This is a genomic window from Nocardia sp. NPDC004260 (assembly GCF_053603155.1).
The window spans coordinates 88,618-100,351 of record NZ_JBSGEZ010000022.1; the positions used below are offsets into that span (position 1 = coordinate 88,618).

Genomic DNA, 11,734 nt, shown 5'->3' on the forward strand with positions numbered 1-11,734 from the left:
CGAATTCCTAGCCGAGCGAAGAGAGCACGTCGGCAGGTTCCTCGCCGCGGTTGTCGCTCGAGGGCCGCCCGCGATATTTCCGTGGCGTCGAAGCGAGGTACCTACAATGATCGTGTGACGACTTTTCGTCGCGATAGCGAAGTCGAGCTCGGCGACTACGTCGGAGGGATCGCCGCCCGGATGAACGAGCGGGTGACGGAAATCGGCACGGCCATCCGGCGCAAACTCGAGGAAGAAATAGCCGAACTGCGCGAGGACACGCATTCGCGGGAACTGCTCGGGGCCAGCGTGCACGCGAATGTCGAGACACTGTTGCAGGCGCTGCGCCACAATATTCCGGTCGCGCGCGTCCAGGCGCCGACGGCGGCGATCGAATACGCCAAACGGCTTGCTCAGCACGAGGTTTCGCTCAATGCTCTGATTCGCGCCTACTGGGTGGGGCAGCGACGGATGAGCGAACTGGTGTTCGCGGAGGTGCGCGCCGCCGACATCACGCCGCAGCAGCGGGTCGATGCCCTGCAGACCATCACTACGACGCTGTTCAACTACATCGACTCGATCACCCGGCAGGTCGTCGCCGCCTACCAGGGCGAGCGGGAACAGTGGTTGGAGAATCAGAACAGCATTCGCACACTCCAGGTCCGCGAAGTGCTGACCGAGACGAGCGCCGTCGACGTAGACGCGGCGACCGAGTCGATCCGCTACCCGCTGCGCTGGCATCACCTCGCGCTGGTGCTGTGGTATTCGGAGCTGAGCACCGACGGTGACGAACTGCCCCGGATACAGCGGTTCGTGCAGGAACTGGCCGAAGCGGCGAACACGTCGGCGCGCCCGCTGTTCGCCGCCGTCGATCGGGTCAGCGCATGGGCCCGGCTGGCCTACCGGACGGTTCCCGCCGACCCGGTCGGCGCCGTACGCAGGTTCGCACGCGACCGGGCCGACGCTCCCTGTTTCGCGATCGGCACGCCCGGCGCCGGCGTCGAGGGCTTCCGGCGGTCCCATCGGCACGCTCAGGCCGCGCGCGCGGTCGCGCTCGCCCGCGGCACGGACGATCCGATGGTCTTCTCCGCGACGGATCCGGGACTGTCGGCCGCGGCGCTGCTGGGTGGTGACATAGCCGAAGCACGGGACTGGGTGAGCGAGGTACTCGGCGATCTGGCCTCCGACAACGACAACGACGAGCGGCTCCGCGAGACGTTGCGGGTCTTCCTGCGCACCGGATCGAGCTACAAGGCCGCGGCCGCGGAGATGAACCTGCACTTCAATTCCGTGAAGTACCGGATAACGCGAGCGATCGCGCGGCGGGGTCGACCGATAGACGACGACCGGCTCGAGGTCGAGATGGCGCTGCTGGTGTGCCAGTGGTACGGGGGCGCGGCCTTGCGCCGAGGCCCCGCGTAGCGCTCTTGTCGTTTCGAGCTTTGCGCCTGCATGTACCGAAACTCAACACCCCGAAGGAGGACCTCGATCAGATCCTGCACACCTCCTGGCTCGAACCCATCACCCCGAAGCAAAGGAGCAGGCAATGTCCACGATCCACTTCAAGGAGACGACGAGCTCGACACCGGAGCAGTTCGTAGCAGCGCTCACCGATTTCGGGCCGGGCCGCTCACAGGTGTTCGGCAACAGCGCCGACGAATACCTCGAAGTGCACAACCAGGGCCGCCGTGAGGCCGACGTCACGGAAGGCTCGCGCGGCATCTGGGAACGCCTGCACTACGACTGGTCGAATCCGGAGCGTGTCGTCATGACGACCACCGACTCGAACGTATGGGGCGGCCACTCGGGCCACACCTACACCTTCAACCGCCGGTCGGACGGGAAGACCGATGTGGATGTCGTCATCGTGCGCGAGGGCAAGAACCTAAAAGGGCGAGTCCTCGAAGTCGTGGTCGGGACCGTGGGCAAACGCGTCCTGCGCCAGGCCCTCGACAAGACCGTCAAGGCCATCGAAACCCGCGACAACGGCGGAGGAACGGCCGAACGCCCGTAACAAGAACGACAAACTCGCCACGCAGAGGACGGGGAGGTTGTCGAGGAACTCGGGCGCGGTCCGGCCACTCGATCGTGCGAAAAACAGGTATACCCCTGGGTAATTTCACCGTCGCTCGACGTGGCTCAGCGGGGCAGTCTGGAGCGGAACTTGCCAGCACCGCCTCGGGGAGCCTCGTATGCACACGAACCAGGTCGAGCACACTTCGAACGTCGTCGGAGGTGGCAGTGCGCTGCGCGCGGACGACATGTTGATGATCTACCGCTGCACGCGGTGCGAGAAGTTGCTCGCGCCGATAACGTCCGGGTGTTCGTCCTGCGGATCCGACGACCTCGAAAGTGTGCCATCGTCGGGTGCGGGTTCCATCGTGTCATGGCGGGTAGTGGATCGGGCCCCGACCGACCGGCAGGGCGGGTTGGTGCCGCTGACGATCGCCATCGTGGAGCTCGACGAAGGCCCGTGGGTCTACACATCGCTCGAAGGCGAGATCCCCTCGTCCGCGGGCCCGCCGGTGCGGGTTCAATTCCAGCCCAATCCCCGGGAAGGCAGGTTCCCGGTCTTCGCGGTCAGCAACCGTTTGCCCTGACAGTCCGACTGCGCGACCCGCTGGATATATCCCGGCGATATTCTGGGGATACGTCACCGGGAGGTGTGCAGTGGTGGGTTTGCCAATGTGCTCGGATGGGGTGAATCGGTGTAGCCGATGACCGATGCCGATCCCTTCGCGACGCAACGCCACGCGTCCGGTTCGGTCGCGGCGGAGCTGGCGGCGGCCGGGTTGGAGGACGCCGCCGAGATCGGCCGGGGTGGTTTCGGCGCCGTGTATTGCTGCAGACAGGCTTCGCTCGACCGGGTGGTCGCGGTCAAGGTCCTCACCGCCGATCTGGACGAGGACAATCGGGCCCGGTTCTTACGCGAGCAGCGGGCCGCGGGCAGGCTGACGGGACATCCCAATATCGTGCATGTCTTGCACGCCGACGTCACCGACGACGGTCGCCCCTACATCGTCATGCCGTATTACCCGCGCGGCTCGCTGGACGCACGGATCCGCGGCAGCGGGCCGCTGGGACTCGAGGAAGTGCTGCGGCTGGGGGTGAAGATGGCCGGGGCTCTCGAGACGGCGCATCGCGCCGGGGTGCTGCATCGCGACGTCAAGCCCGGAAACATTCTCTACACCGACTACGACGAGCCCACGCTGGTGGATTTCGGCATCGCTCATATCGGAGGCGGGTTCGTCACCGGGGCGGGCATCGTGACCGGGACGCCCGCCTTCACCGCTCCGGAAGTGATCGGCGGCGAGGCGGCAGGCCCGGCCGCGGACGTTTACGGCCTCGGCGCCACCTTGTTCGCCGCGGTCACCGGCCATGCGGCCTTCGAACGCCGCGACGGCGAGCAGTTGGTGGCCCAGTTCCTCAGAATCACCTCCGAGCCGGTACCGGACCTGCGCGAGCACGGCATTCCCGAGGCCGTGGGCGCCATCATCGAACGTGCAATGGCCGGTGACCCGAGCAGCCGCCCTTCCGCCGCGGAACTGGGTGAGCAACTCCGAGAAGCGCAGACCCGTCACGGTTTCCCCGCCGATGAAATGGCGTTGCACACCCCGCCCGCGGGCGAGCCCGAGGCCGAGTCACCAGGCCGGCAGTCTCCTTCGACGGGGTCGCGGCAGCTTCGAGCGACGGGGGCTTCGTCGGGTTCGGGGAAGCTTCCGCTGGAACTGACCAGCTTCATCGATCGGCGAACCGAGCTGACGCAAACGATGAACTCGTTGTCGACCTCACGGTTGGTGACCCTCACCGGGATCGGCGGAGTGGGCAAGACGCGGCTCGCGGTGCAAGTCGCCACCACTGCGCAACGCGATTTCGCCGACGGTGTGGTGTTCGTCGAGCTGGGTGAGCTCCGTGACGAATCGCTGCTGGCGAGCGTCATCGCGGGCGCGCTGAACTTGCAGGACCGGTCGATGCGGCCGTTACGCGACGTACTCGCCGAGTTCCTCGCCGATCGCGAACTGCTGCTCGTGCTGGACAATTGCGAGCAACTGGTGGCCGCGGTGGCGGAACTCGCGGAGTCGCTGCTTCGCGCGTGTCCGCGAGTGCGGATTCTCGCGACGAGCCGCGAGCCGATCGGCCTCGCAGGGGAAGCGGTTCTGCCGATCCACCCGCTGGCCGTCCCCGATCCGGATCGGCTACCCAGGAACCCGGCCCGCAATGACGCGATGAGATTGTTCGGCGACCGGGCCGCACGGCCGTGCCGGGGTTCGAACTCACCGAGGACAACCAACGCGCCATCGCCCGGATCTGCCGGCAGCTGGACGGCTTGCCGTTGCCGATCGAGCTGGCGACGGCCTGGTTGCGGGTGATGTCGCCGGAACAGATTTTGCGACGCTTGACCGATCGGTTCGCCTTGCTCACTCGCGGCAGCAGGAGCGCACCGCCGCGGCAACAGACGTTGCGCATGTGCATCGACTGGAGCTACGACCTGTGTACACCGGTGCAACAACGAGTGTGGGCTCAGTTGTCGGTGTTCGCGGGCAGCTTCGACCTCGAGGCCGCGCAATACGTCTGCGCAGAGGGTCTGGCAGCGGAGAACATCCTGGATACGGTCGCGTTCCTCGTCGACAAGTCGATCCTCATTCGCGAAGAGTCGGCGGGCGTGGTGCGGTTTCGGATGCTGGACACGGTGCGTGACTACGGCCGCGAAAAAGGGGAGCGGACCGGCGAATACCTCGAACTCTGCCGTCGCCACCATGACTGGTACGAACAGCTGGCGCTCGACGCGAATGCCGACTTGATCAGTCCTCGGGACTTCGAGTGGGTCGGACGGTTGCGCCGGGAGCAGCCGAACATGCGGCAAGCGCTGGAATTCTGCGTGTCCGACAGCCCCGAAGCCGGAATCCGGATCGCCAACGCTCTGTTGCCCTTCCGGTTCTCCCACGGCTCCCTCGCCGAGGAGCGTCGCTGGCTGGAGCGCCTGCTGGCCCGCCGCACCGGCACAGTCACCGTCGACCAGGCCTCGGCGATATACGCGACCTGCCTCATAGCCGCAGTACAGGGCGACGTCTCAGGAGTGGCCGATCTGGTAAGCGAAGGGCACGCGTTCGCCGAGCGGACGACCGACCCGCTGATCCGCGCACACATCGACTTCGCCGATGGACTCCTCGCACTGTTCAACGGAAACCTTGCCGACGCCCGCCCCTATCTCGAGAAAGCCCTCCAGGTGTATACCGAACGCGGCGGCCCTCTCCTCTTCCGAGTCGACGCGCTGACCTTTCTCGGTCTCACACACGGACTGGGTGACGACAACGCGCGGGCCATCGAATATTTCGAGCGCTCCCTCGCGCTCATCGAACAACACGGCGGGACGGTATATCAGGCCTACGCGATGTGGGCGCTGGCTGTTTCGCTGTGGCGTCGGGGAGATCCCGTGCGGGCGACTCGACTCATCGTGCGAGCATTGCGGGTGAGCAGGAAGGTGGATGACCGCACGAACCTCAGCATGTGCCTGCAAGCACTGGCGTGGATCGCCGCCGACCACGAAGCCGCCGAGCGTGCGGTCGTCTTGTTCGCGGCCGCCGAACAGATCGGCCGGTCCGTGGGTACCGCGCCGACCCAATTCCCAGAGCTGCTCGCTTATCAGGAAGAGTGCGAGCGCCGAACTCGGGAAGCCATCAGCCAGCAGGCCTACGCCGCGGCCCACCGGGAGGGCGCCGCGCTCGATCTCGACGCCGCGATCGCCTACGCCCTGGGTGAACCGGCCTCGCCGGCGGCTCGAAATCCCCTGGGCAGCAAACTGACCAAACGCGAGCGGCAAGTCGCCGAATTGGTTGCCGAAGGCCTGACCAACAGGGAGATCGCCGCGCGCCTGGTGATCTCGCCCCGCACCGCACAGGGACATGTCGAGCACGTGCTGACCAAACTAGGGTTCACCTCGCGAACACAGGTCGCGGCGTGGATAGTGGCCTCGCGCAACCCTGCGGGAACATGAGCGAGCCGTCACGATCGACTCCGCATTTCTCTGTCAGGCCAACCGGGCGATGATCTCGCGGCCGATCCGTCTCGGTCGGTGCGAGAAAGCCTGCGCGACAAGCCGCGTCCGTGACGATGCTCGGTCGGCGACTACGCTCGTCGCGGTATCGGCATAGGTCACGTGATCGACAAGGGGAAGGCGTAATGGAGGATCTCGCCGCGCGATTCGAGGAGCTGGGTCGCCTGGTACCGATCCCCCACCCATGGGACGTAACGGAGTACATCGCGCGGGTGGCAGAGTACCGGGAACGGCCGATCACGTTGTGCCCGATCGATGTCGGCGCACTCTCGGAGAACGGATGCGGCACCGGAAGCGGCCTGTGGATCGCTCGTGCAGGCGACGACGTGATCATGTACGGAGCCGACACCGAATGGCATGCCGATCACATCATCGCCCACGAGATCGGTCATATGCTGCTCGGCCACGGAGGAACCGCGAGCGGTACCGATGGTGCCGCGGCCGATCTGCCGTTGCGCGAATTGATGCCCTCGCTGTCGCTGGAAACGATCCGCAGCGTACTGCGCCGCCAGGACTACGGAAGTGAGCGCGAGCGCGCCGCCGAAACCTTCGCCGACCTGTTGCTCGTCGAAGCGATGCTGCCGAAGCGGTCGGCGAGCCGGTTCCGCTCGACGTTCTTCCGAAACCGGCATCGGTGAGATGACTTCCCCGATCCCGGGTTCGATCACCTGGCCCGTCCTGACAGGTATCGCGTTGGCGCTCGTCGGTCGGTGGTGGCTGTTGCCGGACAATGTCGTCGACCGGCTCGTCGATCGTGCGCTCGCCGCCGCTGTCCTCGAACACCTGTTGCGGGAGGCATGGTTCGAAAAGTCACTGGCCTGGCTGCTGCCCTGGGACGACAGCGACGTGGTCAACATCGCCCGGCAGCTCTCGCTGGGAGCAACCGTGCTGGCCGTCTCGAATATCTACGGCATCGCCAAGCTGTGGGCAGGCGCAGACCCCGCCCACACGTGGCACAGGCAGCGGCGCTACTACCTGCTCACCCTCACCATCACCGTTGTCATCCTGATCGCGGGGACGCCCGCCCGACGCGCCGACCAGTTGATCGACCAAGCCCTCGGCTGGCCTGCCGTCGTGATCTGGATCGCGTTTTCCCTGCCGCTCGGTGCGACTGCTGTGCTCGTCAGCCGGGCAAGCGTGCGCGAGATGCGCGCCGCGGGCGATAGCACCTGGCAGGAACGCGCACTGTACACAGTGGTCCTGTGCACCGGGGTGGGCATGGGGATTGTCGCGGTCGCATACCCGATCGATTCGCTTGTCGGTGTCCTGGCGGGCCGACCGTCATTCGATCCCGAAATGCACTGGAAAGCATGGTGCGGGTTTCTTCTCTCGGCGGTCGGCGCTCCCGCCGTGGTCACGGTGCCGCTGATCAGCGCCTTGGTCTCCCGCGTCGGATGGGACCGTACCAGCCGATATCGCCGCCGCCTGCAGCCGATGTGGGCCGATCTCACCGCAGCCGTACCGGAAATCGTCATGGAGACGCGGCGCGACCTCGACGGCCGAACAGACCCGGCCATCCGTCTGCATCGCATGACGGTCGAGATCCGCGACAGCCTGCTGCATCTCAAGCGCTACAGCGACAGCCCCGACGATCTGGCCGCCACCGGCGGTGACCCACACATCTATGCCCGTCGCGTCGCCGAGGCCATCGCCACAAAAGCTGCCGGGCACGCCCCGAGCGCGAGCCGGCTCACGCCGCGGCACCAAATCCAACCGGGGCAAGGGATCTCACCGCGGAGCTACGCCAGCTCCTCGCACTCGCCAAGGCATGGCCACACGTCCGCGACCTGACGAAGTCGCCGTAGCGTCGCGGATCGGTGTATCCGCCGCCGTCGACGGCTCGATATTCCTCATCGGCGCCGTCGGACCTCGAACGTCATCCCTGCGGCCCGCATACGGTCGGAGAGCGCGTCGCCCATTGCCGCAACGTCGAATCCAGCCACCTGCGGGCATTCATCGCCCGCCGTGTCTCCCGCTCGGAAGACGCCGACGAGAGCCTGTCGATCATGTTCCTGCGCCGGCGCGGTTGGTCGCCGCCTCGGACTCCACTGTGAGGTCGGCGCCCGAACCGATGCCCTGCTGATCGGCGACCAGCGCCGCACTTCGGTCGCGCTGGTCGTCGTAACTGCGGTGTACCGCGGCGACGAGCACGTCCAGCTGCCGCTCGAGCGGTGGGTGCCGCTCGGGTGGTGCGACCGTCAGGAGATCTTCCAGTGCGGCGCGTAGCCGGCGCGATGCCTGGGGGGAGGCGGCTCCGGCGAGGCAGAGCTCGTCGAACGCGAGCCGGACGTAGCCCGCCCAGCTGAGCGTGCGCTCGATGAGCCGAACCTCGCCGCAGGCGTCGTGGTGCCGGCCGGAGGGGAAGTCGCGGTTGGCGAGCTGCCGCAAGCAGTCGTGCAGGCGGTCGATCACCATCACGGCGGTGGTCGGGTCGGTGAACGGTTGGGACAGACCACGCTCGGCGATGTCGACCAGCTTGCGGAAGCCGTACGCCGGGTCATCGCCGTGGGTCCGCTCCGCGGCGAGGACGACGAGGCGTGCGACGCGGGTGTGGTCGAGACGGACAGGGTCGCCGTGCACGCGGAACAGCGGCGCGCCTGCCGGTACGAAGTCGCCCATCAGGGGGACCATCTCCACCACGCAGCCGGCCTTGGACGCTGCTGCGACCAGCGCGGGACGATCCAGGTCGATAACGAGCCCCGGTTCGGGCGAGACCACGACATCAGGCTGGGCGGGCGGCGGCCCCTTCGCTGGGTACTTGCGGTCCAGCTGCTCGTGCAGATGATCGCCGACCAGGTCGATCAGGCCCGAGGCGCGCAGCGCGTTTCCCGAATGGTGGATGTAGAGGAACAACGCGGCGATGCTGGCCAGCACCAGCAGGTAGGCCACCGACACGGTCAGGCCTGGCACCGTACCCTCGCCCACGGCGTTGACCTCGCGGAGCGCGAGCATCGCGAAGATGAACGTCGAGGCGAACAGCCCGTAGGCCAGCTGGCTGCTGCGGTCCTGGAGCAACGCCCGCACGATGCGCGGTGAGAACTGGCCCATCGCGAGCTGGACGGCCACCGTCGTCACCGTGAGCACGAGCGTGGTCAGGGTGACCATCGCGGCGGCGATGGTGCTGAGGATGTTGGACACCGCGTCCGCCGAGCCCGTGATCGTCACCGGGATCAGCCGATCGCCGAACTGCCGATCGATCGCCACGGTCACGAACGACAGCCCGATCGAGGCCAGCACGCATAGCAGCGGCGTGATCCACAGGCTGGACCGTAGCCGATGACGGAACCGCAGGCACACCATCAAACGCCTTTCTCCTCCGGCCGTGGCCGAAACTCGCGGTGCGCCACCCCGGCGGGCAGCGGGCCCGCTTTGTCAGGTACCGGAAGACCGGTGGGCGAGCCGCTGGGGGATATGTCCGATGGCGATCACCCTCTCCGCCGAGCCGCGCTGCCGATCGTGCGGCGACCTGCTCGACGCCGCAGTAGCCCCAGACCGCGACGACATCTCCGGGCTGCACCTGGCCCAGGGCGGCGCTGATTCAGCAGGTGGGCACGGCGTGCGGGGTGAACACGGCGGGTCACGCCAGCGCCGCGCGATCGGACTGTCACGGCGACCCCTACGGCGTTATCGGCGAGTGTTTGCACTGCTCCCGGGGCTATCCGCGATGGCGCCCTGTCGACGTAGTTCACTGCTCACATCGCCGTTGCGGCTGCCTCGGCGACAGCCTTGTCCTGCGCTCCGGTGCCGCCGCTGACGCCGACCGCCCCGACGACCTGGCCGTTGTGCCGCAACGGCACACCGCCGGCGAAGATCATGATGCGCCCACCGTTGGACGTATGTATCCCGTAGAACTGCTCGCCCGGACGCGCGTCGGCCGCGAGGTCCTCGGTCGAGATGTCCAGCGCTCGGGCGGTGAATGCCTTGTTGATCGAGATGTCGATGCTGGCGATCCATGCGCCATCCATCCGCACATGGGCTACGAGGTTGCCGCCGGCATCGACCACCGCAATATTCGAAGGCGACTCGATCTCGGCGGCTTTGGCCTGTCCGGCGGCAATCACCCGCTGCGCGTCGTCGAGGGACACCGAGGTCTGGTTCATTGTCATGACGCACCTGTCCCGGTCTTCGCGAACTGCCTGCCCTGCAGTGCATTTGCCATCGTTGCGCTCCTCTCGGTCCGGGCCGCCTCACGGATGCATTACGACCTTGGTCCATCCGTCGTCGCGGGCATCGAAATGCTGGTAGCCGGACTCGGCCTCAGAAAGCGGGATTTCGTGAGAGACGATCCACGACGGTTTTGCCCGGCCTTCATGGATCAGGTCACGAAGCTGGCGGTTGTAGTGCTTGACGTTGGCCTGCCCGGTTCCGGCCTTTTGACCCTTGAACCAGAACTTGCCTATGTCGAAGGCGATCTTGCCCTTCTTCTCCAGCTGGTCGGGGCCGTTGGGATCTCGCGGCAAGAAGATGCCCACCACGCCGATGTGCCCGGTGAACCGCACCGAATCGACCAGCCGGTTCATGGTCATCGACGCATCCTCATGTCCCTGCGGGTCATGGGCCTGATAACCGACGCACTCACAACCCTTGTCGGCGCCGTGCCCGTCGGTCTGCTCCAGCACCTGCTCGACCGGGTCGCCCTTCGAGTCGTCGATCGGTATGACGCCGACCTCCTCGGCCAGGCGCAACCGGTCTGGATGCCGGTCCACTATCATCACCTTCCTCGCGCCCTGGATCATCGCCGAATATGCCGCCATCAAGCCCACCGGGCCGGCCCCGTAGACCACCACCGAATCGCCAGGCCGCATATCGGCCAGACGGGTGCAGTGCCAACCGGTCGGGAAAATGTCCGCCAGCATCACATAGTCGGTTTCTTTGTCCTGAGCATCCTCAGGCAGCCGCAGACAGTTGAAGTCGCCGAACGGTACCCGCAAATACTCGGCCTGTCCCCCCCAGAACGGTCCCATCCCGGCGAAACCATACGCGGCGCCCGCCATATTCGGATCCGGATGCACCGTCAGGCAGAACGCGGTCAACCCTTCCTCGCAGTTTCGGCAGAAACCGCAACCGATGTTGAACGGCACGCACACCCGGTCCCCGGCGGTGAGCTTTACCACCGCATTGCCCACCTCGGCGACGATCCCCAGGTTCTCGTGACCGAGGACCATCCCGGGTTCCAGCTCGGTGCGGCCCTCATACATGTGTAGATCCGAGCCGCAAATATTGGTGCTGGTGATCTTTACCAGCACATCGGTCGGCTGCTCAATTCTCGCATCGGGCACATCCTTCACATGAACCTCACGGGGCCCGTCGTACACAAGCGCTTTCATCTCGATACTCCTGACATGCGGCGTTTCCGGTTGACGCCCGGCGGCCACAGGCGGTTACGTGTTAGCGACCGACCGAACGAACCGTTCTGCTGGGGTAGCCGACGCGACAGCGCACGTAACGGAAAGGGACACACCAAAACTGAGGCACGCCACCATGTTTCGCGTCATGGACAACAAGCAGTGGGTGCATTCCAGGCGTCGAATTCTCTCCACCCTGGAGTCTCCTCTTTCGGCTCCGCGATAGCTAGGGGTTGAGGTCGGTCTCATTGATTTGTGGGCTAAGGGTTGTCCCGTAAGTTGTTGAGCGGCAGTCGGTATCGTGTTCGCGTGGCGGTGATCTCGGCGGTCGATCCGGTGATGGTGGAGTTGTTCA

At 66.1% G+C, this 11,734-nt stretch carries 8 protein-coding genes and 1 pseudogene; 6 read left to right on the forward strand and 3 right to left on the reverse strand.

The window, feature by feature from the left end; genetic code table 11:
• Nucleotides 1-114 precede the first annotated feature (114 nt).
• From ACWEO7_RS15610 to ACWEO7_RS15635, 6 genes and pseudogenes are all read left to right on the forward strand, one after another.
• Nucleotides 115-1,401: a helix-turn-helix domain-containing protein gene (locus ACWEO7_RS15610; RefSeq protein ID WP_452423909.1), complete on the forward strand. Its 1,287-nt coding sequence runs from the start codon at nt 115-117 to the stop codon at nt 1,399-1,401.
• Between the two features lie 124 nt (nt 1,402-1,525).
• Nucleotides 1,526-1,993, forward strand: coding sequence for a hypothetical protein (locus ACWEO7_RS15615; protein WP_450017205.1), 468 nt, complete (start codon nt 1,526-1,528; stop codon nt 1,991-1,993).
• A gap of 178 nt (nt 1,994-2,171) precedes the next feature.
• On the forward strand, nt 2,172-2,579 hold the full coding sequence (locus ACWEO7_RS15620) for a Zn-ribbon domain-containing OB-fold protein (protein ID WP_452423911.1): 408 nt from the start codon (nt 2,172-2,174) through the stop codon (nt 2,577-2,579).
• Between the two features lie 117 nt (nt 2,580-2,696).
• A pseudogene (locus ACWEO7_RS15625) lies at nt 2,697-5,974 on the forward strand (protein kinase domain-containing protein).
• Nucleotides 5,975-6,159: 185 nt separating this feature from the next.
• On the forward strand, nt 6,160-6,672 hold the full coding sequence (locus tag ACWEO7_RS15630; RefSeq protein ID WP_355076685.1) for a zinc metalloprotease: 513 nt from the start codon (nt 6,160-6,162) through the stop codon (nt 6,670-6,672).
• A gap of 1 nt (nt 6,673) precedes the next feature.
• Nucleotides 6,674-7,825, forward strand: coding sequence for an MAB_1171c family putative transporter (locus ACWEO7_RS15635; protein ID WP_452423913.1), 1,152 nt, complete (start codon nt 6,674-6,676; stop codon nt 7,823-7,825).
• Between the two features lie 213 nt (nt 7,826-8,038).
• On the opposite strand, the gene ACWEO7_RS15640 is transcribed toward ACWEO7_RS15635, so the two are convergent.
• The 3 genes from ACWEO7_RS15640 to ACWEO7_RS15650 all read right to left on the reverse strand — a co-directional run bounded on the left by ACWEO7_RS15640 (nt 8,039) and on the right by ACWEO7_RS15650 (nt 11,361).
• A complete protein-coding gene (locus ACWEO7_RS15640; protein ID WP_452423915.1) occupies nt 8,039-9,334 on the reverse strand; it encodes a DUF2254 domain-containing protein in 1,296 nt (431 codons plus the stop codon).
• Between the two features lie 392 nt (nt 9,335-9,726).
• Nucleotides 9,727-10,140 (reverse strand): GlcG/HbpS family heme-binding protein, encoded by a 414-nt coding sequence (locus tag ACWEO7_RS15645; protein ID WP_450017217.1) that lies wholly within the window; start codon nt 10,138-10,140, stop codon nt 9,727-9,729.
• 81 nt (nt 10,141-10,221) lie between these two features.
• Nucleotides 10,222-11,361: a glutathione-independent formaldehyde dehydrogenase gene (locus tag ACWEO7_RS15650; protein ID WP_452423916.1), complete on the reverse strand. Its 1,140-nt coding sequence runs from the start codon at nt 11,359-11,361 to the stop codon at nt 10,222-10,224.
• Between the last annotated feature and the right edge of the window lie 373 nt (nt 11,362-11,734).